This is a genomic window from Lacticaseibacillus songhuajiangensis (assembly GCF_003946025.1).
In the GTDB taxonomy this organism is placed as follows: Bacteria; Bacillota; Bacilli; order Lactobacillales; family Lactobacillaceae; genus Lacticaseibacillus; species Lacticaseibacillus songhuajiangensis.
Genome location: NZ_RHNR01000001.1, coordinates 80356 through 106052 on the forward strand (window position 1 = coordinate 80356; position 25697 = coordinate 106052).

Below are 25697 nucleotides of genomic sequence, written 5' to 3' on the forward strand. Positions count from 1 at the left end.
CGAATTAAATTATATTTAATCGTGCACGTTTCTTATGGAACAATTTTAGAGTTTTGACTTGTTGAATTGTTAATTATCGAAAACTGCAGTTGAGAAGTATCATTGAACAAATTAACTATTTATATTGGTATTCTTTTCTCAACTTTATACTTATATACGCCGGAACGGTCACTTGTTCATCGCAGATTACTCAATCTGTAAAGCATTTATGAAAATTAACATAATCTATGAGTTTGTTGAAAAGTTTCTTGCATATATCAGTGCGAAATCAAATTACATAAGTTATCGTTTTGCTTTTTAGATAATTTGTTAGTTTTATATTATGAAAGTAATACGAACCAATTTATTTCCGTGTTAATTGCACAGGGCTTTTGGGCCAAATCCCTCTCTTCTTTCCCTCTTCCAATTCAATTGGTCTACCTCGCCTATGAAAAAAAGGCCCAGCCCCCATACGGGGACTGGACCTTTCCAAGATAAACGCAAGAATTACTTGAGGGTAACGGTTGCGCCAACAGCTTCGAGCTGTTCCTTGATCTTGTTAGCTTCGTCTTCAGCAACCTCTTCCTTGACGTTTGCAGGAGCACCATCAACGACGCCCTTAGCATCCTTCAGGCCAAGACCTGTGATTGCACGAACTTCCTTGATAACCTTAACCTTTTCCTGACCTACTTCGGTCAGTTCAACGTTGAAGCTGTCCTTCGTTGCTTCAGCAGCGCCGGCGCCAGCACCTGCGGCTGCTACAGGAGCAGCTGCGGTAACGTTGAATTCTTCTTCGATAGCCTTAACGAGGTCGTTCAGTTCAAGGATGGTAGCATCCTTAAGCTGGTCGACAATTGCTTGTGTGTCCAATGCCATGATTGGTTTCCTCCAATTTTCGATTAAATAGAATAGTTGTGGTGAGAACTAAGCAGCCATTAAGCAGCTGGTTCTTCGCCCTTTTCGGCAACGGCCTTGACGGCGTATGCCACGTTGCGAACTGGTGCCTGCAGAACGGAAAGGAGCATTGAGAGCATACCTTCCTTGTCTGGCAGACCAGCGAGTTCGTCGATCTGTTCCAGGGATGCGAGCTTCCCCTGGATAAAGCCACCCTTGATTTCAAGAGCATCGTACTGCTTAGCAAACTTCTTCATGATGCGGGCAGGTGCCGTAACATCTTCAGAACCAAAAGCAATAGCAGTAGGACCGCTGAAGACCTCGTCGAGGCCTTCGTAGCCGGCAGCGTCGGCAGCGCGACGAAGGTAGGTGTTCTTGATGACTTCCATCTTAACGCCTGATTCGCGCAATTCCTTACGCAGTGCGGTTACTTCGTCAACTGTGAGACCACGGTAGTTAACGACAACAGCGGATTCCGCGTTGTTGAACTGTTCCGTGATACCAGCAACGATTTTAGCCTTCTCAGCAATAATTGCTTCACTCATGTGTTTTTCACCTCCTGATGTTTGTTCATGGATTTCTTTTTTTATATAAAAAAACTCCATGTCCACCAAGACATAGAGGTATCAGATAACACGTTGATACCACCTCGGCAGGATGATTAAGGCTTGCGCCCCCTGAGTCTTAGGCAGAGTTTTAACACAAAGAATATTAAACCATTTATCAGCGTGTGTGTCAACTGATTTTCAAAAATGCAGGCGCAAACTCACAGATTCATGAGTCGCCAGGCGTCACAAGCGCTATGCTCACTACCGGGTAGTGGTGCATCCAGCTGCTTAAAGCCAAAGGCATCATACAAATGGTTCGCCGCAGTCATGGTCTTGAACGTTTCCAAGTACAGCTGCTCATAGTGTTCCCGTGCAAACGCAATACACTGCATGATCAGCTGCTTGCCGCCGCCCAGGCCGCGCGCATCAGCCCGAATGTAGAGTTTTTGCAGCTCCGCAGTGTCAGTCGCATACGGGCCCACACCGGCGCCGCCGTAAACGGTGCCCGCGTCATCGCTCAGCACCCAGTAAGCGGCCGGCTGTGTCTGCTTGGCATAAAAGGTGCTCAGGTGATCCACCTGCGGATCAAAGTACGCGGTCCCCGGTAAGTTATAGCCGCCCTCTTCCAAATCCGCCCGCAAAATCGCAGCCATCTGCGCATCGTCTGCAGCCGTGATGGGCCGCAGCTTAAATTGGTTTACTGTCACGTGCAATTCCCCCTCGACATTTTCACTTGCCGCAATTATGAGCCGCACGCCGATGTTAGTCAACTATGGTAACTAATCGGCAAAAATTTTGCCCAAGCAAAAAGGCGTCCGCAATGGACGCCTTCTTGGTCAAGTTCAATGGAATTAGAACTTGGCTGCATCAACAGCGACACCAGGGCCGAAGGTTGATGTAACGGTCAAAGACTTGATGTATACACCCTTAACGGATGCAGGACGAGCCTTTGTCAGGGTTGTGTTAAGCATTTCGAAGTTTTCGAGAAGCTTAGCAGTGTCGAAGCTTACCTTACCGATAGGGGCGTGGATGATACCAGCCTTATCAACACGGTAGGCAACCTGACCTGCCTTGATGTCGTTAACCGCTTTGGTCACGTCCATCGTAACAGTACCAGTCTTAGGGTTAGGCATAAGGCCCTTAGGACCAAGGACACGGCCGAGACGACCAACCTTAGCCATCATTGGTGGCGTTGCAACAGCAACGTCAAAGTCAAGCCAGCCATCAGAGATCTTGTCAACAAGATCATCAGCACCAACAACGTCAGCGCCAGCTGCTTCAGCCTGCTTAGCCTGTTCGCCCTGGGCGAAGACGATCACACGCTGCGTCTTACCGGTCCCATTAGGAAGGACAACGGCACCACGAAGCTGCTGGTCAGCCTTCTTAGGGTCGAGTGCGAGACGGTATGCTACTTCGACGGTTTCGTCGAACTTAGCAAAGCTAACCTTCTTGACGAGTTCCAGAGCTGCCTCTGGGGCGTAAGTCTGGTTAGCATCGACTGCCTTAGCAGCCTCAATGTAATTTTTACCTTTTTTAGCCATTCTGGGTTTTCCTCCTTGCAAATGTGGTCAACGGGATGTTATCCCTTCCACTCTGATAATGACGGTTTTCGCCGTCTATCCGGATGCTGGGTATTAGCCTTCGACAACGAAGCCCATGGACCGAGCAGTCCCTTCAACCATGCGCATAGCAGCTTCGACGCTACCAGCGTTAAGGTCTTGCATCTTCGTTTCAGCGATCTGCTGAACCTGAGCACTGGTTACCGTAGCAACCTTCTTGGTGTTAGGTTCGCCAGAACCGTGTTCCACGCCAGCAGCCTTCTTCAGAAGAACAGCAGCTGGAGGAGTCTTTGTGATGAATTCGAATGAACGATCTTCAAACACGGTGATAACAACAGGGATAATCATGCCGGCCTGATCTGCAGTCCGAGCGTTGAAATCCTTGGTGAAGCCCATGATGTTAATCCCGGCCTGCCCAAGAGCAGGACCAACTGGAGGAGCAGGAGTTGCTTTCCCAGCAGGGATCTGAAGCTTAACGATGTTTGCTACTTTTTTAGCCACGAGACATTACCTCCTTAGTCCGTGATGTGGTTAGATGACCATTAGTTTTGGTCTCCCACATGTATGCGAAAACATACTTGTATAACATAGCATCATTTTGCCTCCGGCGCAAGTGCGTGTTATGAATGCAAACGCTCGCGCAGCGGAAAATCGCAAAATTTAGGTGCTAAGGTACTGGGTATGCTTTAGAAATTGTTGTGTGAATACGCGCAGGTGGTGAGCGTTGGGCTCAGCGACCTTACGGCGCAGTCGCGCGAAAAAGGGCAGGGGCTATATATACAAGGCGGGGACGACAGAAATCCTAAGTGCGGGATTTCTATCGTCCCCACCTTGTATATCCGCCCCTAAGCGCCCTTTTTCGCAGCCTACAGTTTTGCTGCCTGATCGAAGTCCAGTTCAGCCGCCGTCTCACGGCCGAACATTTCGATGCTGGCCTTGAGCTTGTAGTGTTCGTGGTCCACTTCGGTAATCTTACCGGTGGTACCAGAGAAGGCACCATCCACAATCTTAACGGTTTCGCCGACTTCAAAGTCAACGTCCGTCTTGTGGGTCTCCATGCCGATTTCGCGCAGAATTTTGTCGATTTCTTCTGGCAGCAGTGGCGCAGGCTTGCTCCCTGCACCGTGACTACCAACGAAGCCAGTAACACCAGGGGTGTTCCGCACAACGAACCATGATTCGTCGGTCATAACCATCTCGACCAGCACGTAACCAGGGAAGGTCTTCTCGGTTTCGACCTTCTCCTTACCATTCTTCATGGTGTGTTCCTCTTCTTCGGGAACAATCACACGGAAGATGTAGTCATCCATGCCCATTGAGCTTGCGCGTGATTCGAGGTTGGTCCGAACCTTGTTTTCGTAACCAGAGTAGGTGTGCAGTACGTACCACTGCTTTTCTGCAGATTCCATGATGTACTTCCTTTCGTTTTTGGACAAAATAAAAAAACCGCCACCGGTGGGTGTTGGTTTCACAGTGACTTCATTATAACAGGCACAATTGGATAAATCAAAAAAAGAGTCGCACACAGCGACTCTTCCAAGTTGAAACTAGAAAATGAACTTCGTCAGCAATGCCGTGATTGCCCAGTCGGCCAGTGCGAAGTAAATCGCAAAGAGGATTGAGGTCACAATAACCGTGGTGGTATCGCGGCGAGTTTCCTTGGCGGTTGGCCAAGTGACCAACTTCATTTCGTTAACAACGCTCTTCAAAAACTTCATGCTCTACTCCTCCTCCTTAGCGGGTTTCACTGTGCGGCGTTACTTTACCGCAGTATTTACAATATTTATTCAGGGTTAACCGTTCCGTGCGCTTCTTGTTTTCAGGAACGAAGTAGTTCCGCCGACCGCACACGCTGCAGGCTAACGCCACTTTTTTCACTGTCATGGCGGTCCTCCTAGATTATATCCCCAAAATTATACCTTTTTGCCCCGTCAGTAGCAAGTGGGCCTTCTAACAGTGGGCCTCCTGACAGCGGGTCTTCTAGCAGCGGTCTTGCTAACATCAATCCTTCTAACAACAAGCTTACTGCATGTTATCCGCCAGAAACATGCGCAGTTTCCGCCGCACCCGCTCACTCGCCCGCCGGCCGGAGTTAGAGGCGGGCACCTCACATTGGAGTAGGTGCTCAAATACCCGTAGCTCCAGCGGCGATAACATGTCCAGAAATTCTTGCCAATCCAGGCGCACCACCATCGACCGCTCCGTAGCGTTGCGCGCATCACGCTGACCACTCTTAATGGCATCCAGATCCACGTCCGCTTCCGTCAGCGCCAGGCTGGAGTTCAGAAGTAGCCGCTTTTTGGCCAGTCCGTGGCGCACCACTGAACTGAAGTGCGAGCGCAGAATCATTTTGTAATAGGAACCAAACTGCGAGCCGCTACTCGCATCGTACATGCGGACTGCCCGCCACAAAGCCAGCTGGGCTTCTTGTAGCCAGTCCTCACGTGCCATCCCCCGCAGATTGTACTGCCGCATAAGCCCCAATGCGATCGGCTTGTACAATCTGAACACCTCCACGAACGCGTCCGAATCGTCCGGCGCGCGCTGAATCAATGCCAATTCATCCTTGCGCATTTCCGTTCCCCCTATCACAAGTCTGTATTTACGCTCGTAATATACAACCGCTTGCGGACACGCACCTACAGAACTGACGTCCCAAAAGTATGGAAGGAACCTGAAAACGACACTGCGAGGAGATGCTGTAATTAAAAACTAAAGTTGTTTTTTGAATTCGCTAATCGTGGTCCAAAACTCCCCTTAACCCAAGCAAAAAGCGCGGCGTTGAAACCAGCTAGATTTCAACACCACGCTTTTGATAGTTACATCATTTTGGTCAAGCTCAGCGCGCCACTACGTTCAGCGGCACGTTCACAAACGAGGATCAAAGCCACTTTCACCAGCATTGCTGGTACAAAAGCCAACGTTCCGGTCACAAATGCGGTTGGCAACGCCATCCCCGTGGCCACTGCGAGCCATAAAGAACCCGCGACCAGTTGCAGCAGGCCCGCCAGCAAGTTGCTGCCAACCACAACGGCAAGGCTACGGTGCCACTTCAGGGCCACACTGATGATCAGCGGGAACAGCAACATTGCCAGTAAGTAGCCACCCGTCGGTGTAAAGAAGTGGCCAAAACCCGCCGTGTACCCGACAAACACCGGCAGGCCGAGGCCCCCAATCAGTAGGTACAGCGCTGTTGCGGTCAAAGCGACACTGGGGACGCACACCGTGGCCACCAGCGGAATGATGAACGTCTGCAAGCTAAACGGCACGGCGCCCAAGGGAATGGCCAACGGCGCAACGGCACAAATCACGGCCGTCATCATCGCGGTTAAGTTTAAGCGTCGTAGTGGAATTCTCGTCATTGTCCGCCTCCGTGTTCTTACTATATAAAGATAAAGCTATGCCTTAGTCTTGTACCTGCTGGCGACTGGTGAATGCCTGGTACAACAATACCCCAGTGGCAACACTGGCGTTCAAACTCTGCACGTGGCCAATCATTGGAATCGAAATGGTCGCGTCCATGAGCTTCTGCAGGCCTGGAGAAATCCCCTTGCCTTCATTACCGATGACCAGACCGATGGCCCCGCGGGCATCCCATTTCCGGAAGTCCTGACCTTCCATAGCGGTCCCGAAGATCCAGACACCGCGTTCCTTGAGCTGCTTGATGGTGCTGGCCAGATTGGTCACCCGCGCAACAGGCACGTGTTCAATGGCCCCCGTGCTAACTTTTGCCACCGTGCTGGTCAGGCCGACGGCACGGTGCTTCGGAATGATAATCCCGTGCACACCGACCGCATCGGCCGTCCGCATGATGGAGCCCAGGTTGTGGGGATCTTCCAAGTTATCCAGAATCAGGAAGAAAGGCTGTTCGTTCTTCTTAGCAGCAGCATCAAAAAGGTCATCAATGCTGGCGTAGGCGTATGGTGCCATTGCCAGCATCACGCCCTGGTGATTGCCGCGATCGCTGAGCAGGTCCAACTTGTTCTTCGGGACCTGGCTAATCAGAATCTTCTTGTTCTGCGCAGCTTTCACGATGTCGTGAATCTGATCGGAGTTCAGGTCACTTTGCACGAACAACTTGTTGATGCGGGTCGCGCCCTCAACCTTCAGCGCTTCACTAACGGCGTGGCGACCGTAAACGAATTCGTTCTGCTCATCGCCATCCGTACGTTCCTCGCGCGGCGACCGTACTTCATCGCGCTCGGTCCGCGGCTTGCGGCCACCAAAATTACGCTGCTTGTTGTTCCCGGCGCCTGGCCGCCCCTGCCGGTCGCCATCGCGGCGGCGTTGCGGCTTACCTGTGAATTTCGCCATGTCCTGTTCCCCCATTTTCCACGTAATCAATGCACCAGTGTGCCAATTCCGTTACCCGGTCGTGCCGTTCAAGCAAATCCAAGGAACCAAACAGCGCCTCAAACCCAGTTGAAATCCGGTAGGTCACGACGTCAGTGTTCTTGGCATGCGTATAGCTCTTCGCGTTACGCCCGTGCTTGAACATTTCAAGTTCCTCATCGCTGAGGACGCCTTGTTCCTGCATACCGGCAATCAGCGCCGCCTGTGCTTTGGCCGACACGTAACTTTTGGCCTTACGCTGCAGCTGCGCCGGCTTGGTCAGGCCTAAGCTGAGCAGGTGCCGGCGGATATATGGTTCGTAGACTGCATCGCCCAAGTAAGCCAGTGCAATCCCATTCAGTTGTTCCGGGTTCATCATTCGCGGCGCCACCTTGTCCCTTGTGCTGTATCTTCCAAAATAATCCCGTCCGCGCTCAATTCGTCGCGGATACGGTCGCTCGTTGCGAAGTCCTTTGCCTTGCGGGCTGCGTTACGCGCCGCAATTTTGCTTTCCACTTCATCGTCGAGCAGACCTGTGCTGAGCGTGATGCCAAAAATCTGCATCCACGCGCTGAACTTAGCCAGCAGTGCTTCGGCTGTTGCTGCGTGAATGGTCGTGTTCGTGGCGTAATCGTTCATCAGCTTGGCCAAGTCGAACAATGCCGTCAGCCCGTTCTGGACGTTGAAGTCATCATCCATCGCCGTGCTGAAATCGCTGTCCAGCTGCTTGAGCTGAGCGTCAACATCCGCGTCACTGCCTGCCTGAGCATCCTTCATCCGGAAGTTCAGGGCGTCAAACGCAATCTTGAGCTTCTTAAGGTTGGTTTCTGCCTCGTCCAAGTTAGCCTGGGTGTAACGAATCGGCTTGCGGTACTGCGTGGTTGCCATGAAGAAGCGTAGCACCTGCGGGTCAACTGTCTTGATGATGTCGTGCACCGTCACGAAGTTGCCAAGGCTCTTGCTCATCTTCTCGTCGTCCTCGCCCACCGTGACGAAGCCGTTGTGCATCCAGTAGTTCACGAACTTTTTACCGGTGTGGGCTTCACTCTGCGCGATTTCGTTAGTGTGGTGCGGGAACTCGAGGTCCTGGCCACCGCCATGAATGTCAATCGTGTCGCCCAGCAGCTTGGTGCTCATGACGGAGCACTCAATGTGCCACCCCGGACGGCCGGGGCCAAAAGGTGCGTCCCAGTAAATTTCGCCGGGTTTTGCTTTCTTCCAGAGCGCAAAGTCAACGGGATCTTCCTTGCGGGCGGTCTCCGCGTCATTCACGTGCTCACTGGCCCCCTGACGCAAATCGTCGATGTTCTTGTTAGCCAGCGCGCCGTAGTTCTTCGCCTTGCGCGCCCGGAAGTACACGTCGCCATCACTTTCGTAAGCATAACCCTTGGCAATGAGATCCTGAACAAAGGTAATAATGTCCGGAATCATCTCACTTGCGCGCGGGTGCGCCGTAGCGGGCTCAATGCCCAAAGCGGCGGTATCTTCCATGAAGGCGTCAATGAAGCGCTGAGCGAGCTCGAGTGGCGCCTCGCCAGTCTTCTTGGCCCCGTTAATAATCTTGTCGTCCACATCCGTGAAGTTAGACACATAGGTCACTTTGTAACCACAGTACTCGAGGTAGCGGCGAATCGTATCAAAAGCGATAGCTGAACGCGCATTCCCGATGTGAATGTAGTTGTAGACGGTCGGTCCACAGACATACATGTGCACCTCACCTGCGACGATGGGAACAAACTCTTCTTTGGCCCGGGTTAGGGTATTGTAAATCTTGACCATGACGGGGCCTCCTTTCCTATATTACGTTCCTTATCATACAAGACTTTTCGGGAAACCAAAAGGTAAGCGGGGGAAAAGGTATAGTTGAATCGCGATACTACTCAATTGCATTTTGCGAACGCCCACCATAGCCAATACCAGTTATGCATTTTAGCGAATGCAAAAATTTTTTAGGTAGGACGACCACGTTGAGAAAACAATTGCTCGCTGCACGCACATCAATCCTCAATCGCTTCGAGTTTTGGCGCTCTTGTTTCGATTATAAAACGACATTCTCAGGTCGTGAATACACTAGCGTTTGAAGTGGGTTGGCGGAGTACTCGGGGACGGAGTTAGCGAAAAGGAAAGTGGCAGTGTATACCCGACATGAATTGAGCCGGGTATACACTGCCACTTTCCTCGGGAGCGCGAATTTTGCCGCCGATTTTGCGGCAAAATCGCCAGTGAGAAACCCGTTAGGGGTTCGAGCGGTCCCCGCTAACGGAGTCCCCGAGTACGGAGCCAGCCCGCTTCAAACGCGGCGTTGCCATGATCACTAATTTTGCCAACAAAAAAGCCCGCCGAAGCGGACTCATCAAATGTCTATTTAAAGTATTACTTGAACACGCGAACGCCGAAGCTAGGCATGTAGTAAGAGCTCAGGGTAGAAGTGCGAACGTTCTGGCCTGGCTTAGGTGCTTCGATGTACTTGCCGCCACCGATGTAAAGGGCAACGTGGTAAGTAGCACCACGGCTACCCCAGAAGATCAGATCCCCAGCCTTGAGGCTGCTGATGGAAACCTTAGTACCGGCGCTTTCCTGAGGAACGGTCCAGCCGCCAATTTCCTTCTTGGCTGCGTTGAGGAAGACGTAGTGCATCAGACCGGAGCAATCGAAGGAGCTAGGGCCCTTGCCGCCCCATACGTATGGCTTACCAATCTGCTTCTTAGCAAGTGCGATTACTGCGTTAATCTTGGCAGTTGAGCTGCTTGCGGTGGAAGTGCTTGGCAGGCTGATGTAGGAAGCTGGAACCCACTGGGAACCACCAAGGTTGTACCAAGTCTGGCCATCAGAACCCTTAGCGGAACCGAATGTCTTCCAGGAAGTGTTGTAGCTAAGCCACTTGCTGGTCCGGTTACCGTTTGGGGAATCGTAAACAACAATGCTCTGGTACTTAACCGTTACGACCGGGTTGGTCGCAGCGGATGCAGTGTGAGTATTGCCAGCAACGGAGCCGGCCGCGATAGCTGCCAAGCCGATGGCACCTGCTGTAGCAAGAGTGGCAAAGTTCTTTTTGAGTGTGTTGGAAACTGTATTCACGGTTGTATCCCCCTGATTGAATTCTGATTGATTTCTTGGTTGGTCCTTAATGACCTTAGCGATTTCTTAATTAACTTACGAGAACTACTATACCCCCGCCTAATTACAGGACTGTTACAAGAGCCCCAAGGAACCGTTACACTATCACCACAAAATCTAGGACTTAAGTCGTATTGGACGTGTACCAATTCATTATCAAGGGATTAGATTGCCGCTTTACCGGCAGATACGAGTTAAACCAATTACGTAACCTTATAATTCAATTGTTGCTGAATCCGTTGCCTCCTGCAGCTTGCTGACAAAAATATCCACGGCATTTTGGGCCAATTGCCAGTCGTCATTCACAATCACCTGGGCAATTGTTCGTAATTCCACCGGCAAAACGAGGTCGCGCGCATACTCCTTGCTGGCCAAACGCTGCGTGACCATCGACTCCAAATCGCCCCGATCCAGCAGTCGCTTGCGCAAAATGACGGGGTCATCAATGGTCAGGAACATGATGGCCGCGGCATCCCCCAGCTCGCGCGCATAAGTTACGGCACCAGCAGTATCGAGCACGATGGAGACGATGTTCGCCGTCGTCCACGCCCGCTCAATCCCCTCGTGGGACGAGCCATACTGGTAACCAGAGTATTGCACGTGCTCCAGGTAGTGGTTGTTAGGAAAGCTCTTGTCACTTTCAAAATAATAGTCGACCCCGTTACGTTCGCCTTTACGCGGCGGACGGGTCGTGTGGGTAATCACCCGCGGAATGTGAAAATGTTCCTGCAAGTAGTTCTGAACGGTGGTCTTCCCCGTCCCAGTGGCACCCGTGATTACGATGATTTTTTTGTTCGTCATTTTGGCCATAGTCTCCTTCGTTATGATTCTATGATAAGAGATTGCCACGTGATTGACCATAGTGATGACAATCTGACAACATTCAAAAGACACTACTGCGCCGCGACAAACGGGTCCGGCAGGTGATTAGCCGCCTTCTGTTGCTGGGCAATCTGCAGTTCCGCAGCAACCACGGTTTTCGCCATTGGCGAGTCATAAATGGCCAGTTTGCGGTCAATCTCTGCCAGATTCTGCATAATACGCTCTTGCTCAGCAAGAACTTCTTGGCGATGCGCCGCGAGTAGTCGCTGGCGGTCCGCAATCGAATCCGGTCCCGCCATAACGTCCGCAATATACAGCCGAATGTCTTCAAGTTTCATGCCAGTACGTTTTAAGCAACAGATTGTCTTGAGAATGGCCACGTCAGCATCGGTAAATGCCCGGTAACCGGACGCATCCCGTGCCACAAAAGGTAATAATCCCGCTTTATCGTAGAAACGCAGGGTGTAAATTGACAGGTCGACCATGCCGGCCACTTCTTTAATTGTGTAGGTCATATATTTTCTCCTTGCCCTAGAGTGTTGTCTAGGGTTTAACCTCATCAGCATAGACAAAAACATGGATCAAGTAAAGGAGTCATTATGACAAACAATATTCTCATTACTGGGGGCAATGGTTTTCTGGCCCTGCACATTATCCAGCAGCTACTCGCTCAGGGCGACCACGTCCGGGCAACAGTGCGCAATGACGCGCGTGCCGCGGAAACCCAAGCCACATTGACTGCCGCGCATACCCTGAACATGGCGAATCTGACTTTCGTCAACTTGGATCTCACTCAAGACGCCGGCTGGCAAGACGCAATGGCCGGCATTGATGTCGTCATGAGTGTAGCCGCGCCCGTTTTCGTAAACAGCGAAAGCAACACGAACGCGCTTGCCAAGATTGCTACAGACGGCACCCTGCGCATTCTGCACGCGGCAGAGGCGGCCGGCGTGCAGCGCGTCATCATGACTGGTAATTTCGGTGCGGTCGGCTTCAGCAACCTGGATCCACAACGGGTTACGACCGAAGCCGATTGGACCAATCCGGACCAACGGGGGCTCTCTTTGTACGAGCGCTCCAAACTGCTGGCGGAGCGTGCGGCCTGGGAGTACGTCCAGCAGCCGGACGTTAGCGTGCGGCTCACCACCATTAACGCCGGGGCAATGCTCGGTTCGGCCCTTGGTGACCACGTTTCCGGCAGTTTCGGTATTCTGTGCAGCCTCGTCGATGGCTCACTAGAACGCGTGCCCCGCCTCAACTTCAACGTGGTCGACGTGCGCGACGTCGCCAGCATGCACGTGGCGGCGCTGAACACGCCCGCAGCTGCCGGTCAGCGCTTCTTGGCGGTAGCCGACGACGCCATTAGCTATCCAGACATTCGCCGCTTGCTGCAGGCCGCACTGCCACAGCGGCAATTGTCCACCAAAATTTTGCCGAGCTGGCTCGTGCACCTCGCTGGCCACTTCAATGCCCGCGCACGGGAAGCTGATTTGATGCTGCGGATGTCGCACCGCGTCAGCAACCAGCACGCCAAGGACTTGCTGAACTGGCAACCGCAAAGCAGTGCCACCCAGGCAGTGCAGGGGGCCATCGCGAGTCTGATTACCAGCAAGCAAATTTAAGCACGCAACGCAAAAAGGAAGCTCTACCGACGATTGGTAGAGCTTCCTTTTTGCATCCGTCCGCGTCCAGGAGTTAGGCGCGCGGCGGCATTATTGATTTAGCCCTTTGGGTGGATGTACGTGAAGGCACTGGCACCGCTGACGGTCTGTGTGTTAGGACCTGCAGGGTTGCTGAAGCCCATCCCACCTTGGGAGATGGTGATGGTGTTACCGGAGACAGATTCAACGTAAGCTACGTGACCGTACGTGCCGTCTGCCTGCCAGTTGCCGACCATCTGGCCAGGTGCGAAGCTGACGAGTGCACCAGCTGCTGGTGTGTGGTTCACAGTGAAGCCCTGCGCTGCGGCGCTGGCGCCCCATTGGCCACCGTTACCCCAGCCGTTACCAGCCCAGCCGGAACGCTGCTTAGCGTACCATGTGCACTGACCCCATGGGTAAGTGTTACCGCTAGAACTGTAGCTACCACTGGCAGCAGAGGTAGTTGAGCCAGTGGACAGGTTAACACTGCTGCTAGAGCTTGAAGAGCTCTTGGCACTCAGGTTAACGGCCGTCTTCTTAGCGGCGCTTGCCTTAGCTGCTGCTTCCTTAGCGGCAGCCTTCTTAGCAGCTGCGGCGGCGGCAGTTGCGTCGTCGAACTGGGTCTGCAGGCTAGCCAGCGTGGACTTGTTGTCACTGAGCGTCTTGTTCAGTGCCTTTTCCTGGGCCTTAGCATCGGACTTCAAGCTAACAAGCTTGGCCTTGTCGCTGACAAGCTGTGCCTTGGTGCTTTCGATGGTCTTGAGTTCGTCTTCCTGGCTACTCTTCAGGGTCACAAGCTTAGCCTTGGCATCCTTAACGGAATCCATGGCATCCTTGTTGGCCTGGTTCAACTTGTTGACGGTCACACCGCGGGAAATCAAGTCGGAGAGGTTCTTGGAGTTCAGAACGAAATCAGCGTAGACGTTACCAGTAACGGAATCGCCTGTCTGCTTCTGCAGCGAAACGAGCTGCTTGGCCATCACGTCCTTACGGGCAATGATTTCCTTCTTCTGGGTACTAATCTGATCAGTGAGCTTAGCCACCGTCTTCTTACCAGCAGCAATCTTGGCATCTGCTGCCTTGATTTCGTTGGACTTAGCCGTAACCTTCGCGTCAATGGCGATGGTCTTAGCATTGGCAGCTTCGATTTCAGCCAAAATTTTGGCGGACTTGCTCTTGTTTGCGGAAATCGCCGACTTGGCGTCGCTGACGGAATCAGCGGACACGGTGCTGACGGTAAACGCCATATTACTTGCCACCGTCATTGCGGCGATAGCACTCATAAGTAACTTACTTGTCTTCATCTTCACGGTTCACTCCTGTTTACTGTCTTAATCACTGTGACTTAGAATAGCACCCGAACGTTACAGTCAAATTACGGCCAAGTTACCTTCTCTTACCAGCTTGGCAACGTTTCATCACAAATGCCTTATTTCAGGATTGGTAAAACTGTTTAATTAAGCTTAGTAGATTGTGCATCTTAGCTTTAAATCTTGACCACCGAATCTTCACAACTGCCCGCTAATCTAGTAACCATAGTCATCCGGCAAGTCATTAGAGCATTGCGGTGGGTTGAAGATCATCGCAGTCGCCGTCGCGAACCGGCAACCTCAAAAGCGAATATTGAATAAAACGCCCGCCGATTAATTTCGGCGGGCGTTGTCAATTACTGATGGTAAAATGCGAACAATCTATCTCGAAGGTGCGAAAGTGCGACTTAATGTGACGGTTTAGAGGCCGGAACCAGCCCGGCTTGATTTCCGTCCACTACATCAATCCGGTCTGGTTCCTACATAGGGCGTTATCACTTCTCCTGGCTAGTGGTCAGCAATGCAACATTGCATTAGTGTCATCTTGAATTTGCATACCCCCAACGTTTTCGCGCTGAAGTCATTAGAAGTACTACGCGGAAACTAACCGCATCTTAGGCGTGGCGGCTAGTTGGTGGTGCGGAGTGAGAACGGAGCGGCGCAAAGAAAATGAGCAGTGCATGCCTGGCGATTTTCCAGGTGTGCACCGCTCATTTTCTCGGGAGCGCGTATTTTGACGCGGGTTTTGCGGCAAAATCGCCAGTGAGAAACCCGTAGGGGTTCGAACGGTCCCCGCCGCGCAGTTCGCACGCAGCACGACCAACTAGCCGCCACGCCGGCATCAACCGTTACTTAATTTTGACCAAGAAGTACTTCTTCTTCCCGCGACGCACAATGACGAACTTGCCGTCAAAATGCTTGGTGGGATCAACCACGAAGTCGACCTCGCGGACACGCTCGCCGTTGACAGAGATTGCCCCGTTCGTGACATCTTCGCGCGCCTGACGCCGGGACTTTTCAATGCCGGTTACATCAACCAGGAACTCAACCAAGTCATGTGCTTCACTCGTTGCTTCAACCGTTGGCACGGAGGCAAAGCCCTGCTCGATTTCGCTGGCAGACAGTTCACTCACATCACCAGAGAACAGCGCAGCGGAGATGGCTTCGGCTTCTTCAACCGCCTTCTTGCCGTGCACAAATTCGGTGACTTCTTCGGCCAGGCGACGCTGGGCGGCGCGCTTCTTCGGGTCGTCCTTAGTCTGCTGCACGAGGTCGGCGATTTCATCCTTGGACAGGAAGGTGAAGAACTTGAGGAACTTCTCAACGTCGGCGTCATCCTGGTTGAACCAGAACTGGTAGAATTCGTACGGCGTTGTCTTCTCAGGGTCAAGCCAAACCGCACCACCAGCGGACTTGCCAAACTTGGTGCCGTCGCTCTTGAGCATCAGTGGGTTAGTCAGACCGTACGCTTCAGCGTCGCTGCCTTCAATGCGGTGGATCAGGTCAATTCCGGCCGTGATGTTCCCCCACTGGTCGGCACCACCGATTTGCAGCTGGACGTGGTTCTGGCGGTAGAGCTGCAAGAAGTCAACGGACTGCAGAATCTGGTAGGTGAATTCGGTGTAAGAAATCCCGCTTTCCAGACGGCTGGCCACAACTTCCTTCGCTAGCATCGAGTTAACGGAGAAAATTTTGCCGTAATCGCGCAGGAAGTCGAGCAGGCTGATCTTGCTGAGCCAGTCGTAGTTGTTCACAATCGTGAAGTTCTCGGTGCCGAACAGCTTCACCATCTGGGCGGTGAGCTTCTTTTCGTTTTCGTGAATCACGTCCATCGTCTGCAGCACCCGTTCGCTGTTGCGGCCGGATGGGTCCCCGATGGCACCGGTACCGCCTCCGATAACAATCACGGGATGGTGGCCCATCAGCTGGAACCGCTTGAGAATCATGAACGGAATCAGGTGGCCAACGTGCAGAGAATCGCCCGTTGGGTCGGTCCCGGCGTAGAGGCTAATCTTCTTTTCGGAAGTCAGCTTGCGCAGGCCTTCTTCATCGGTCATCTGGTTGAGCGCGCCGCGCCAGTCCAGCTCATCAATAATGTTTGTTGCGTCTGCCATTAATAAATCCTCCATATTTTAGCCAACAAAAAACGCCCCCAACCGCTATACTAGCGATTGGGGACGAACGTGTAATCCGCGGTACCACCCACAATTACGGCCGAAGCCGTCTCTTAAGCAGGATAAGGGACTGTGCCCAGGACCAGTTGTACACGTTGTAATTCACGAGCCTGCCGCGATCGGTTCACAGCACCCACCGACTTTCTGCACTGAAGCAGGCTCCCTACTATCCGTTGGCCATTAATCTTGAGCTAAGTGTAGCACGCCCCTTTGCGCCGGTCAAAAGCTTTTGCTTAGACCCTGGCCAAAAGTCGCGCTACCCAATTCTGCGGTTCTTTGCGGCGGTCAAATTGCTCCTCCGCCCGCACCCACTCATCATAGCGCTCACTATCGAGGGCGCGCCGCAAGCGCACACTGGCCTGCGCGCTCTCGCGAATGTCGACGACTTCCCAGCCGAACTGTTTGTACGCGTTCAATCGGCTGGTCGCGTCGTTACCACTGAGGGTAATATCTAGATACTCATAATTTACGTCGTTCATTAGTCAACCTCCCGCATTTGTTAGACCAATTGTAGGCCGGCCGACTGGCAAAAGAATCAGACTAAAGTGCCAGATTAGGTTTCATCTTGACTGCAAAGACGTTACCATTTATTACGAACGAAAGGATGATTTGATGTTTTCAGTTAGTTTAGTTGAGCTGGTAACCCGGCTCCTGCTCGCCACCGTACTCGCCGGCGTCATTGGGTTTAACCGTGAACAAAATAGCCACCCTGCCGGCATGCGTACCCACATTCTGGTTTGCCTGGGTGCCTGTGTCATCGCGATGATTCAGCAGCAAATTGGTGCACAAACCATCGCTTTTGCCATGACGCACAAAGATATTTACTCAGTCATTCGTGCTGACCCTGCACGTTTAATTGCCCAAGTTGTCAGCGGGATTGGGTTCCTGGGTGCCGGGACGATTATCACGACCCGCCACAACATCTCCGGTCTGACCACCGCGGCTTCCCTCTGGGCAACCGCCGGTATCGGTCTGGCCGTCGGGATGGGCTACTACAGCATTGCGGTCGGCGGTGCAATTTCCGTCTTCATCGTCCTCACGGTGCTCAAGCGTGCCATCAAGATTAAGCCGATTCGCCGTCTGGAAGTGAAGTACGTCGACCGTGAAGATGCACAAAAGTTCATCAAGGCCTATTTTGCCAAGCAACATATCATCGTGCACGGCGCGGCCTTCTCCACCGAACACGTCGTTGTCGGTTCCCACGAGCATCTTTACAAGCACATCTACCGCATTGAATTGCCGCGCAAGTTGGACTACGCACAGTTGATTGATGATCTGTCGCAGAACGATAATATTCGGACGGCGCGGATGATTACGTTGTAGGCTACGCCAAGCGGCCCTTAGGCTCCGATATACAAGACCACTCTGGCAAAAATCCCGTACTTAGGATTTCTGCCAGAGTGGTTTTGTATGTTAGGAACCTGCCGCTTGGCGCGCGACTATGTGAGGCTGCATCAAAGGGCGGTTAGGCTCCGGTGCACAAGGGGGTCAGGCCTGAAATCCCGCACTTAGGATTTTAGGTCTGACCCCCTTGTGCTTGAGGAGCCTGCCCTTTGATGCGCGACTGCAGTGTAAATCCGGAGCCACTCCACCAAACCACACAAACGGCCTATTCATAATGGGTCCGCACCGCCAGCACCGCGACGACCTGCTTCTGTTTGTCCACCTTGTACACGATGCGGTGCTGGACATTGACTCTGCGGGAATACAAATCGGCATCTTCAGCCAGTTTCTCGTAACGTGGCGGTGATTGGAACGGATTCTCGCGCAATAAGCTGAGAATTCGTTCTATTTTTTTGCGCACGCTCAGCTGACTTTCCTTAGCCATGTCCCGTTTCGCGGATTTCGTAATGCTCAGACTATACATGAAAAGCGCCCCCTTTTGCTGATTAATTCCGCAAAAAGGGGGCGCTTCTACCCGCATTAACTAATTAATTTCCGGCAGTTCCGGTTTACCAAACAGGTAACCATGCAAGCGGCGCACGCCAACGGTGCGCGCCATCTTTTCTTGCCAATCGCATTCAATACCTTCGAGGGTGAACATTTTGCCATACTCATTAGCCAGGTCGCGCCACGACTCCACGTTGGCTTGTTGCTGCTCAACGGAGTAGGTCGACATAACCAAACGGAAGGTCAATTTCAATTCGTCGACTTCTGTAATGACGGCCATGACCTCACTGAGACTGTTCGCATCCCCCACGTCATCAATGGCTACCGCGATGCCGCCGGAGCGATAAATTGCGCACACGTTGCGCGTGACTTCAGATGCTGGCAGCCGCGTCACGTCGACCGTCAATTGGCGCAAGCGCGGTTCACGCATGGCGAACTCCAGTAGTGCGTAGGCCACTTCCTCATTGGCAAATTGCGCAGCGGTCAGGTTAATCGTCAGCGCGTCCGTGTCCAGTTGGCTTAACACTCGCCGCATCAGGTTCACCTGTGTGCTGCTGCTAATGTCAAAATGGTCCGGCAGACGCCAGCGGCCTTGCTGCTGATCAAACACCCGCAACAACAACTCCTGGCTGATGATCTCCCCACTGCTAGCACTCACGACTGGCTGGGTAAAGTAGGTATAACTCACACCACCCAACCGTTCCTCGCAAAAACTCAGCGTTTCACCTTCAACGGTAATCGTGTCCCGGCCAGCACGCTTGGAACGGTATAAATTATCGTCCGCGCGCTTGTAAACATCGTCCACCTTCTGATCATCGGCGCGCATCGCGGTCACTCCGACCGAGATGGTGACCCGAATCTCCCGACCATCATAGTTGAAGCTCTGGTCGCGCACCTGCCGCCAGGCCCGCTTGATGACGGGCATGATGGTGGCAACGGATTTACCAACAAAAATCAGGTTAAATTCTTCACCACCGGTGCGGTACAACTGGTGAGCATCCCCAAATGCCTCCTGCAAAATGTCATCAAGTAGCGTCGCCACACCGACCAGCACCTTGTTACCCGCGAGGTGCCCGTATTGGTCATTCACCTCTTTGAAGTGGTCTATATCCAGCATCACGATGGTCAGCGGCACATCAGTCGTTTGTGCTTTTGCAAACCCCGCCGTCACGTCGCGTTGAAAAAGCGAGTAGCTGCGCGCATTCGTCAGTGCGTCAAAATTCGCCCGGCGCTCCAGTTCACGCTTGTGCAAATCCAGCCGGTGGACCCGCGTCCAGTACGAAAACGCGAACTGGTTCACGAGCATGAAAGTCATGATGGGGCCAAACTCCAGTACCCCGTTCACCCGCGCCTGCGCATGCCAAAAGAAGAAGGCCATGAACAAGGCAGCCGGCGTATCCAGCCACCAGCTGTAGTGCACCTTTTCGCGAAACGGCCAAACTAGGGCAAACACCAAAATAGTGGCCAGCCCCAGTGAGCGAATATTGGGATTGCTTAGGTCATGTTGCCACAACCAGAAGGCACCGGCGACCACCGCCCGAAAGAGGTATTCCCAGCCGTTGATTTCTTCATCCAGCAAGGGGTAAAGCAAAATGAACCACTCAATATTGGCATACATCGCCCAGTTAATAGGGTCAGTATAGGCCGCAAATTCAAGCAAAGCGGCCAGGAATATCGGCAGTAGCATCAGCAAGCCGCGCGCAATGTGCTTGCGGCGCGGGCTGTCAGTCTGCGTTCCCCGAAAGGCGACCTGCCAGATGCGGTTGTAGGCGACCACCATGCCGGCGACAAATAAAGTTGAGATGAATAAATGAACGAACCATAATCCCCAAACTATCAAGTTATTTCCCCACTAAGCACCTAAGTTCGGCAGCACTGGCTTGGCATAGTAATAGCCTTGACCTTCAATCACACCTAGACCGCGCCCCAGTGCCACGTCATTGGTAGTTTCAATGCCCTCCAGTACGAAACTCAGGTGGTACTGCGCTGCCAGCCGCAGCCAAAACTCAATTTTGGCCTGCAAAGCATCATCGTCGTGATCATCCCGCAGGTTCTGCATCGCAAACTTCACCCCGTCAACATAGGGCAGAAAGTCACGCGTCGCGGCAAAAGAGTTATCCGAGCCAACATCATCGATGATGATCTTGATGCCCGCTTCATGGTAAGTTTTCGCCACCTGCTTAAAGCGCTCGAGCTCCGGTAAGTCCACCAGTTCGACCTGCAGCGGCCCGTCTAAGGACGCGACGGCAACAAATTGCCCCAACACGGTCGCTACCTCCGGATCCAGAAACTGCTCTGGCAGGAGGTTCAGGTTCACCGCGCGGCGCTGCAGTTGGCGCAGCACCTTGTGCAGCAAGTGCACCGTCGTTGCCGGCGGAATGTTAAAGTCCTGCGGCAAGCGCCAACAGTCCACCATGTCATCGTACATCCGCAGCAGCAGTTCGCTCCGCACAGTTCGCCCATCGCGAATATCCACAATCGGCTGGGCAAAATACGTGTAGGTGAAGAGCGCCACTGGTTGGTCATTGAGCTGCAACGTTTTGTCTTCAATTGTAATCGTGTCGCGGCCGTGCCGCTTGGACAGGTACAAACTGTTATACGCACGCCGGAACAGGTCTTGTGCCGCATCGTCTGGACGCAGCGCCGTCATCCCCACTGAGATGGACACGTGGACCGTGCTCATGTCCGTGGCAAAAGGCGTCGTGCGCACGCGTGCCCAGCAATCACGGACGACGGCGATTGCCGCAGTTGTGTTGCTGCTGGGGAAGATAATGTTAAATTCCTCGCCGCCGGTTCGGTAAATCTGGTAAGGCAAGCGACTTTCAGTCAGCACCTTGTCCAGCAGCGTGGACACACCGACAAGCACGTCGTTACCGCTGAGGTGGCCGTAGCGGTCGTTAATCACCTTGAAGTGGTCAATGTCGAGCATCACCATCGTCAGCGGCCGCCCATCAGCCTGCGCACTGGCAACCAACTGCGTAATATCGCGGTGGAAGCGGGCGTAGGTTTTGGCGTTCGTCAGGCTGTCAAAGTCAGCCAGCTTTTTGAGTTCAGCCCGATGTAGCCGTTCGTTATGGCTGCTCGTCCAGAGCATAAAGGCGAACATCATCACCACCACATAAATCACGACCGACATCACCCGGTTGCTCAGCTGCATCTGCGGATGCAGCAGCCAGTACAGCAGGCCGTTGATTGTAACTAGGGTGAACACCACCGAAGCGTTGTAGTGCCACTTGCCATGCATGCGCCGCAGCACCAAGCCGAAGCCGCAGAGCAAAACCAAGCTCATCAGCAGTTGCGCACGCGAGTGGTAATACACTAGGTAGCTCCAGACGTCAAAGGCCGCATACAGGCTGGCGCGAACAACGAATTCCCAGTTCGTGAGGCGGTCGTCCAGCATCTGGATGCTGATGACGACCAGTTGCATGTTTTGATACATGAAGTCGTTCATGGGATCCATGTAGTTCCCGTAAGCCAGCGAGATGAGGATGCCAAGGTCAATCAAAGTAATGCCGACGCGCATCCAGCGCTTTTGGAAGTGCGACAAACTGCTTTCACTGGAAAAGCCCAGTTCCCACAACGTGTTGTGCATGGCCATGTAGCCCAAGGTCATACACAGTTCTAAGAGCAAGTGGACGAGCCACACTTGCCAGTTAAAATATTGCATCCACTCACCCCCCGTGGTGAAATGCAGCCGTGCTGATGCGCAGCGCCGTGAGCCCAGCCTTCAGCATTTTGCAAAGCTGTTAGTGAATAATCTTACTAATCTTGGCGTTCTCGTGCACCTTGTTCATCAGCGGTTCAATCGGCTTCTTCAGCAGCAAGCCCAGCAGGAAGAACACAAGACCAAACGCCGTCAGCACCAGAATATCGATGCGCATGTTCGACCAGTAGATTCCGCCGACCGTTTCGCGCAGCAGGTTAACCGCGTAGGTGAACGGCAGCCACGGATTAATCATCTGGAAGAACGCGCCGGATAACTGAATCGGGAAATTCCCGCCGGCCCCGGAGATAGACAGCACCAGAATGATGATGCCCAGCCCTTTGCCGACGTTACCGAAAAGCGCCACCAGGCTGTAGAGAATCGCCATGAAGATGAGGTCCAGGAACAAGCTGGCCGCCACGAAGCTGACCGGATTAGCCACGTACGCGTGGAGCAAGAACATGTTCCCGAGCGCGACAATAAGCGCCTGAATCAGCCCCATCACGGCAAAAGTCATGAAACGCCCGCCAAAGCGCGCCTTGGTGCCAAACCGCTTCTTCTGTTCATCGCTCAGCGCGTAGTCCGTCACCAAAATGCTGGACAGCAGCAGGCCGCCGACCCACATGCACAGCGCCGTGTAGAACGGTGCGGAGGCGGAGCCGTACGTTGGAATTGGGTAGAAGGACTTGGTCTTGAGCGTCACTGGTGCGGCTAAGAAATTGGCTTCCTTACCGGCGTCGCGTTTGAGCAGCGCAATCAGCTTGTCAAAATCAACCGACTTCTCACCCTTTTTGATGGCCGTCGCGCCCTTCTTAATGCCGGTGCGCAGCAGTGGCCAGTCCTTAGCAATGAGCTGATTGGCTTCGGTCAGGGCACTTTCGGCCTCCGGCAACTTAGCGTTAATTGTCGCCATAGTTGTCGTCAGCTCGGTTTCCAGGTTGGGCAAGTCATCACGGATAAAGGTACTTGCTTGCCCCAACTTGGTTTTCAGTGTTGGGTAATCGTTCTGGTACAGGCTGGACGCGAGGTTCAGACCTTTGGTGATCTTGGTCATGTTGCCGTTGAGGAGCACGTTGGCGTCGTGGATTTCTTGACCCACTGCCGGCAACTGCTTTTCATACTTTTGCATGTAGCCAATTGTCGTTTTGAGCAGCGACTTGGTATTGCCAAGCAAACTTGGCAACATTGGCAGCACCTGGCTGTTCAATTGCGAAAGTGTGAGTGCAGAGTTACTCAACAGCTTCTTGAACTGCGTGTTGAACTTACCGACCGCCGTGTCAATGTGGGCATTCGTAATTGCCGTGCTAGCAGTCGCCACCTTACCGGCAGTACTACCGAGCTGACTAATTGTCTGTTTAGCCGCCGTTAAGTTGCCGTTCTTCAGGCTAGTCTGCGCGGCCGTTGCTTGCGGCGCGGCTGCCTGCAAAATCGTCGCCAAGTTGGTGAGGCGGGCCGCTGCGGCTGTCAGCTGGCTACGCTCTGGCCAACCAATTGCAGCAGCTCCCTTGTTGTACGCCGCTTCAATGCTGCTTAGTGACTGCGCGAGACTCGTCGCCGTCTGCTGTCCTTCGCTCAGGTCACTTGCCAGCTGCCCCAACAGCGTTACCGCCGCTTCTTTGGCAGCAGTGTTGTTCGGGTCTTGTTCCAGCTCATTGAGGTAATTGTTCAGCTTCGTCATGTCCGCCGCAAAACTCGTGTTGAGGCTGGTGATGGTCGCTAGGCCGCCACTGACTGCCGTCTGCACAGCCGGCAGCGCCTTATCGATGCGCGGAATCACGTCATCCTTGGCCGTTGCCACCGCGGACTGGGCACTCTTGGCTGTCGCGGTAACGGCAGGCAATGCCTGATCCAGCTTATTCACGAGCGTCAGACCTTGCTGCGCAGCCGCCGTTGCTTTCGTCAGCTGTGCAGCCAGGGTAGCGAAGTCTTCATCCACCGTTTTCACTTGGCTCCCCGCCTGCTTGATTTCGGGAATTTTGCCTTGCAAGGTTGTCGCAAGTTGGCCAGCCGTTTCGACTTCGGGCAGGTAATCATTCACCTTCAACACTTTCTGCGCCAGCTGGTTGGCCTCCGGCAGGTACTGCATGAACGCGTTGGCCTTGGCAATCTTCGCCTTAATGCTTGGCATCTGTGTCTGCAATTCCTGCGCCGCCTTGATGTACTTCTCCATCTCGGGCAATTTCTGATTGCTATCGAGAATGAGGCTGGCAAAACGACGCAGCATCGGCAGGTTGTCGTTCAGATCAACACCGGCTTCGTTGAAGGCGGTCATCATTGTATTGGCAACCGTCTGCTGGAACTGACCCGAAATCGTAGCTTGCAAAGTGCTAGCCCCAGTGGTGGTCAGCTTTGGGGCAATGGCGTTGATTTTTTCGTTCACGTAATACTGCAAGTGCGGCTTTTGCATTTTGCCGTCGACAAAACTAAGCAGCTGCTTCGAGAACTTCTTGGAAACGTAAATCCCTGCGTAGTAATCCCCACTGCGCACACCGTCTTCGACCTGCGCCTTGGAGGAGACAAAAGTCCAGCCGAGCTTATCGTTCTTTTTCAGCTGTTTCACTAGCTGCTCGCCAATGGCAATCTTCTTGCCTTCAAAACTCGTCGACTTGTCGTCCGAATACACCGCCACTTTGAGGTCAGAAGTATTCGTATAGGGATCCCACAAGGCCCAGACGTTGAACCAGCAGTACAGGGAAGGGATGATTAATAAGGCCAGCATCAATAATGTTGCGGCCTTGCTCTTAAAGATTCGTTTCCAGTCGAGCAGGAAGAGCGTCCAAGCATTGCGCATAATAACTACTCCATTTTTCTTTTTATATACTCAAAAATATTTTAGCATAATTTGCACGTTTTTCTTAGTTGAAGCCGGTCGTTAGCGGATTTTCAAAGGCTTTCATACCACCAATTTTGAGCCACCAAGTGGTAGCAACCTTCAGCCGCTTGTCGATTGCTTGTTCAGCTCCTAAAATCGTATTTCCCGGGAAATGACGCCACAAATGGGGAAAACATGGTAAACTAAACGCTAAAGGGGTTGAAAACGTGTTCAAAGAACTTGCAGTTGAGAACTTTACAAACATTCCGAAGGCGATTGCCGCCGGTGCGAACCGCATTGAGCTGAACGACAACTTAGCTGTGGGGGGAACAACCGTCTCCCGCGGCGTCATGGCCTGCAGCGCGCAGTATACCCGTGAAAATGGGATCCCGCTCGTGGCAATGATTCGTCCTCGGGGCGGAAATTTCGTATACGACGACATGGAACTGGCCATGATGATTGGCGACATTCGCAGCGCCAATGAACTGCGTGTGCCTGCCGTTGCGTTCGGCGCAACCACCGCCGATGGCAAGCTGGACACGCGCGCAATGTCAATGCTACTGGAAGCCAGTGCCGGAATGGATGCTGTCTGCCACATGGCTTTTGACGCCATCGCCGATGAATACCAGCGCGGGGCCGTCGATTGGCTTGCCGAACATGGCGTCAAGCGCATCTTGACCCACGGGGGCATGCTCAGTCAGCCGATTGACGCCACCCTCCTGCGGTTGCAAGAGATTTGCCGCTGGGCAAACGGGCGCATTGAAATTCTGCCTGGTGGCGGAATTAACCCCAACAACGCGCTCATGGTGACCGCGGCGCTGGGTGTGCACGAGGTTCATGGCACCCGCATCGTTAAATATTAAAATAATTTTGCAACATGCTGCCTGGACGCTGGCCGTTCTTCAATGAATCTGCCG

At 53.1% G+C, this 25697-nt stretch carries 26 protein-coding genes and 1 other annotated feature; of the genes, 3 read left to right on the forward strand and 23 right to left on the reverse strand.

Annotated elements, in window-relative coordinates:
• Positions 1 to 486: 486 nt before the first annotated feature.
• From rplL to EKM97_RS00445, 16 genes are all read right to left on the reverse strand, one after another.
• The gene (gene rplL, locus EKM97_RS00370) at positions 487 to 855 is read right to left on the reverse strand and encodes a 50S ribosomal protein L7/L12 (RefSeq protein WP_125570284.1); all 369 of its coding nucleotides are present in this window, start codon (positions 853 to 855) and stop codon (positions 487 to 489) included.
• Positions 856 to 914: 59 nt separating this feature from the next.
• Positions 915 to 1418 (reverse strand): 50S ribosomal protein L10, encoded by a 504-nt coding sequence (gene rplJ / locus EKM97_RS00375; RefSeq protein WP_125570285.1) that lies wholly within the window; start codon positions 1416 to 1418, stop codon positions 915 to 917.
• A gap of 38 nt (positions 1419 to 1456) precedes the next feature.
• Positions 1457 to 1580: a sequence feature (ribosomal protein L10 leader region), on the reverse strand.
• Positions 1581 to 1639: 59 nt separating this feature from the next.
• On the reverse strand, positions 1640 to 2128 hold the full coding sequence (locus tag EKM97_RS00380) for a GNAT family N-acetyltransferase (RefSeq protein WP_225419176.1): 489 nt from the start codon (positions 2126 to 2128) through the stop codon (positions 1640 to 1642).
• Between the two features lie 144 nt (positions 2129 to 2272).
• Positions 2273 to 2962 (reverse strand): 50S ribosomal protein L1, encoded by a 690-nt coding sequence (gene rplA, locus EKM97_RS00385; RefSeq protein WP_125570286.1) that lies wholly within the window; start codon positions 2960 to 2962, stop codon positions 2273 to 2275.
• 93 nt (positions 2963 to 3055) lie between these two features.
• Entirely contained in the window at positions 3056 to 3481 is a 426-nt protein-coding gene (gene rplK / locus EKM97_RS00390; protein ID WP_125570287.1) for a 50S ribosomal protein L11, read from the reverse strand.
• Positions 3482 to 3846: 365 nt separating this feature from the next.
• Entirely contained in the window at positions 3847 to 4389 is a 543-nt protein-coding gene (gene nusG / locus EKM97_RS00395) for a transcription termination/antitermination protein NusG (protein WP_125570288.1), read from the reverse strand.
• Between the two features lie 138 nt (positions 4390 to 4527).
• On the reverse strand, positions 4528 to 4698 hold the full coding sequence (gene secE / locus EKM97_RS00400; protein ID WP_125570289.1) for a preprotein translocase subunit SecE: 171 nt from the start codon (positions 4696 to 4698) through the stop codon (positions 4528 to 4530).
• A gap of 16 nt (positions 4699 to 4714) precedes the next feature.
• Positions 4715 to 4864: a 50S ribosomal protein L33 gene (rpmG, locus tag EKM97_RS00405; RefSeq protein WP_125570290.1), complete on the reverse strand. Its 150-nt coding sequence runs from the start codon at positions 4862 to 4864 to the stop codon at positions 4715 to 4717.
• 138 nt (positions 4865 to 5002) lie between these two features.
• Positions 5003 to 5554 carry a sigma factor gene (locus tag EKM97_RS00410; protein ID WP_125570291.1) on the reverse strand — a complete coding sequence of 184 codons (552 nt, stop codon included), beginning with the start codon at positions 5552 to 5554 and terminating at the stop codon, positions 5003 to 5005.
• 245 nt (positions 5555 to 5799) lie between these two features.
• Positions 5800 to 6342 (reverse strand): biotin transporter BioY, encoded by a 543-nt coding sequence (locus tag EKM97_RS00415; protein ID WP_125570292.1) that lies wholly within the window; start codon positions 6340 to 6342, stop codon positions 5800 to 5802.
• Positions 6343 to 6385: 43 nt separating this feature from the next.
• Positions 6386 to 7294 (reverse strand): 23S rRNA (guanosine(2251)-2'-O)-methyltransferase RlmB, encoded by a 909-nt coding sequence (rlmB, locus tag EKM97_RS00420; RefSeq protein WP_125570293.1) that lies wholly within the window; start codon positions 7292 to 7294, stop codon positions 6386 to 6388.
• Complete coding sequence (locus EKM97_RS00425; RefSeq protein ID WP_125570294.1) at positions 7275 to 7691, reverse strand: Mini-ribonuclease 3; 417 nt, start codon at positions 7689 to 7691, stop codon at positions 7275 to 7277. Before EKM97_RS00425 ends, rlmB begins: the two co-directional genes overlap by 20 nt.
• Positions 7688 to 9091 carry a cysteine--tRNA ligase gene (cysS, locus tag EKM97_RS00430; protein ID WP_125570295.1) on the reverse strand — a complete coding sequence of 468 codons (1404 nt, stop codon included), beginning with the start codon at positions 9089 to 9091 and terminating at the stop codon, positions 7688 to 7690. The genes EKM97_RS00425 and cysS overlap by 4 nt, the downstream gene beginning before the upstream one ends.
• Before the next feature lie 594 nt (positions 9092 to 9685).
• Positions 9686 to 10390, reverse strand: a complete 705-nt coding sequence (locus EKM97_RS12180; protein WP_404820192.1) for a C40 family peptidase — start codon at positions 10388 to 10390, stop codon at positions 9686 to 9688.
• A gap of 252 nt (positions 10391 to 10642) precedes the next feature.
• Positions 10643 to 11230 carry a nucleoside/nucleotide kinase family protein gene (locus EKM97_RS00440; RefSeq protein ID WP_125570297.1) on the reverse strand — a complete coding sequence of 196 codons (588 nt, stop codon included), beginning with the start codon at positions 11228 to 11230 and terminating at the stop codon, positions 10643 to 10645.
• A gap of 92 nt (positions 11231 to 11322) precedes the next feature.
• Positions 11323 to 11766: a MerR family transcriptional regulator gene (locus EKM97_RS00445; protein WP_125570298.1), complete on the reverse strand. Its 444-nt coding sequence runs from the start codon at positions 11764 to 11766 to the stop codon at positions 11323 to 11325.
• 84 nt (positions 11767 to 11850) lie between these two features.
• Here EKM97_RS00445 and EKM97_RS00450 point away from each other — a divergent pair, with 84 nt between their 5' ends.
• Positions 11851 to 12873 carry an NAD-dependent epimerase/dehydratase family protein gene (locus tag EKM97_RS00450; RefSeq protein ID WP_125570299.1) on the forward strand — a complete coding sequence of 341 codons (1023 nt, stop codon included), beginning with the start codon at positions 11851 to 11853 and terminating at the stop codon, positions 12871 to 12873.
• A 98-nt stretch (positions 12874 to 12971) separates the two neighbouring features.
• Here EKM97_RS00450 and EKM97_RS00455 read toward each other — a convergent pair whose 3' ends face one another.
• From EKM97_RS00455 to EKM97_RS00465, 3 genes are all read right to left on the reverse strand, one after another.
• Positions 12972 to 14195: a CHAP domain-containing protein gene (locus EKM97_RS00455; RefSeq protein WP_125570300.1), complete on the reverse strand. Its 1224-nt coding sequence runs from the start codon at positions 14193 to 14195 to the stop codon at positions 12972 to 12974.
• 854 nt (positions 14196 to 15049) lie between these two features.
• Positions 15050 to 16315, reverse strand: a complete 1266-nt coding sequence (tyrS, locus tag EKM97_RS00460; RefSeq protein WP_125570301.1) for a tyrosine--tRNA ligase — start codon at positions 16313 to 16315, stop codon at positions 15050 to 15052.
• A gap of 293 nt (positions 16316 to 16608) precedes the next feature.
• On the reverse strand, positions 16609 to 16854 hold the full coding sequence (locus tag EKM97_RS00465; protein WP_125570302.1) for a hypothetical protein: 246 nt from the start codon (positions 16852 to 16854) through the stop codon (positions 16609 to 16611).
• A gap of 133 nt (positions 16855 to 16987) precedes the next feature.
• Here EKM97_RS00465 and EKM97_RS00470 point away from each other — a divergent pair, with 133 nt between their 5' ends.
• Positions 16988 to 17698: an MgtC/SapB family protein gene (locus EKM97_RS00470; RefSeq protein ID WP_125570303.1), complete on the forward strand. Its 711-nt coding sequence runs from the start codon at positions 16988 to 16990 to the stop codon at positions 17696 to 17698.
• Between the two features lie 286 nt (positions 17699 to 17984).
• Here EKM97_RS00470 and EKM97_RS00475 read toward each other — a convergent pair whose 3' ends face one another.
• From EKM97_RS00475 to EKM97_RS00490, 4 genes are all read right to left on the reverse strand, one after another.
• Positions 17985 to 18242 (reverse strand): Txe/YoeB family addiction module toxin, encoded by a 258-nt coding sequence (locus EKM97_RS00475; RefSeq protein ID WP_164507374.1) that lies wholly within the window; start codon positions 18240 to 18242, stop codon positions 17985 to 17987.
• 60 nt (positions 18243 to 18302) lie between these two features.
• Complete coding sequence (locus EKM97_RS00480; protein ID WP_125570305.1) at positions 18303 to 20105, reverse strand: sensor domain-containing diguanylate cyclase; 1803 nt, start codon at positions 20103 to 20105, stop codon at positions 18303 to 18305.
• 12 nt (positions 20106 to 20117) lie between these two features.
• On the reverse strand, positions 20118 to 21932 hold the full coding sequence (locus EKM97_RS00485) for a GGDEF domain-containing protein (protein WP_125570306.1): 1815 nt from the start codon (positions 21930 to 21932) through the stop codon (positions 20118 to 20120).
• 79 nt (positions 21933 to 22011) lie between these two features.
• Complete coding sequence (locus tag EKM97_RS00490) at positions 22012 to 24759, reverse strand: YhgE/Pip domain-containing protein (protein ID WP_125570307.1); 2748 nt, start codon at positions 24757 to 24759, stop codon at positions 22012 to 22014.
• A 248-nt stretch (positions 24760 to 25007) separates the two neighbouring features.
• Here EKM97_RS00490 and EKM97_RS00495 point away from each other — a divergent pair, with 248 nt between their 5' ends.
• Entirely contained in the window at positions 25008 to 25643 is a 636-nt protein-coding gene (locus tag EKM97_RS00495; protein WP_125570308.1) for a copper homeostasis protein CutC, read from the forward strand.
• Positions 25644 to 25697: the final 54 nt, after the last annotated feature.

Bases quoted from the DNA above. Each gene is read 5' to 3' on its own strand.
- EKM97_RS00490 (WP_125570307.1), bottom strand. From the start codon at position 24,759: ATGCGCAATGCTTGGACGCTCTTCCTGCTCGACTGGAAACGAATCTTT.
- secE (WP_125570289.1), bottom strand. From the start codon at position 4,698: ATGAAGTTTTTGAAGAGCGTTGTTAACGAAATGAAGTTGGTCACTTGG.
- EKM97_RS00410 (WP_125570291.1), bottom strand. From the start codon at position 5,554: ATGCGCAAGGATGAATTGGCATTGATTCAGCGCGCGCCGGACGATTCG.
- cysS (WP_125570295.1), bottom strand. From the start codon at position 9,091: ATGGTCAAGATTTACAATACCCTAACCCGGGCCAAAGAAGAGTTTGTT.
- EKM97_RS00455 (WP_125570300.1), bottom strand. From the start codon at position 14,195: ATGAAGACAAGTAAGTTACTTATGAGTGCTATCGCCGCAATGACGGTG.
- rplL (WP_125570284.1), bottom strand. From the start codon at position 855: ATGGCATTGGACACACAAGCAATTGTCGACCAGCTTAAGGATGCTACC.
- EKM97_RS00450 (WP_125570299.1), top strand. From the start codon at position 11,851: ATGACAAACAATATTCTCATTACTGGGGGCAATGGTTTTCTGGCCCTG.
- EKM97_RS00475 (WP_164507374.1), bottom strand. From the start codon at position 18,242: ATGTATAGTCTGAGCATTACGAAATCCGCGAAACGGGACATGGCTAAG.
- EKM97_RS00465 (WP_125570302.1), bottom strand. From the start codon at position 16,854: ATGAACGACGTAAATTATGAGTATCTAGATATTACCCTCAGTGGTAAC.
- EKM97_RS00440 (WP_125570297.1), bottom strand. From the start codon at position 11,230: ATGACGAACAAAAAAATCATCGTAATCACGGGTGCCACTGGGACGGGG.
- rpmG (WP_125570290.1), bottom strand. From the start codon at position 4,864: ATGACAGTGAAAAAAGTGGCGTTAGCCTGCAGCGTGTGCGGTCGGCGG.
- EKM97_RS00415 (WP_125570292.1), bottom strand. From the start codon at position 6,342: ATGACGAGAATTCCACTACGACGCTTAAACTTAACCGCGATGATGACG.
- rlmB (WP_125570293.1), bottom strand. From the start codon at position 7,294: ATGGCGAAATTCACAGGTAAGCCGCAACGCCGCCGCGATGGCGACCGG.
- rplA (WP_125570286.1), bottom strand. From the start codon at position 2,962: ATGGCTAAAAAAGGTAAAAATTACATTGAGGCTGCTAAGGCAGTCGAT.
- EKM97_RS00445 (WP_125570298.1), bottom strand. From the start codon at position 11,766: ATGACCTACACAATTAAAGAAGTGGCCGGCATGGTCGACCTGTCAATT.
- EKM97_RS00425 (WP_125570294.1), bottom strand. From the start codon at position 7,691: ATGATGAACCCGGAACAACTGAATGGGATTGCACTGGCTTACTTGGGC.
- nusG (WP_125570288.1), bottom strand. From the start codon at position 4,389: ATGGAATCTGCAGAAAAGCAGTGGTACGTACTGCACACCTACTCTGGT.
- tyrS (WP_125570301.1), bottom strand. From the start codon at position 16,315: ATGGCAGACGCAACAAACATTATTGATGAGCTGGACTGGCGCGGCGCG.
- rplJ (WP_125570285.1), bottom strand. From the start codon at position 1,418: ATGAGTGAAGCAATTATTGCTGAGAAGGCTAAAATCGTTGCTGGTATC.
- EKM97_RS00485 (WP_125570306.1), bottom strand. From the start codon at position 21,932: ATGCAATATTTTAACTGGCAAGTGTGGCTCGTCCACTTGCTCTTAGAA.
- EKM97_RS00470 (WP_125570303.1), top strand. From the start codon at position 16,988: ATGTTTTCAGTTAGTTTAGTTGAGCTGGTAACCCGGCTCCTGCTCGCC.